This window comes from Pseudomonas sp. AC229 (assembly GCF_979254655.1).
The window spans coordinates 1-263 of the sequence record NZ_CEEDHK010000064.1; the positions used below are offsets into that span (position 1 = coordinate 1).

Below are 263 nucleotides of genomic sequence, written 5' to 3' on the forward strand. Positions count from 1 at the left end.
GTTAACAACAACCGTGTTAACAAAGCTAGTGAAGATGAAAAATCATGGCTTATTAGTGGTAAATATAAAATCGCTAACACACCTTGGGCAGTTAAAGCGCAGTATGTTAATACCACTGACGAAAAAGGCGTAAAAGATGCCGATGCCGATGAAATCGCAGTCGGTGGCGAATATGCATTCAATAAAGCCACAACCGGTCATATTTACGCTGGTCAAATCAGCCGTGACAATAACAAAGATGAAACTATCGTAGGTACGGGTAT

General features: G+C 40.7%; 1 protein-coding gene. It reads left to right on the forward strand.

Annotated elements, in window-relative coordinates; genetic code table 11:
- Window positions 1-263: porin (locus AC0IW7_RS24860; protein ID WP_471821511.1), on the forward strand; the 263-nt coding region annotated here is incomplete at both ends.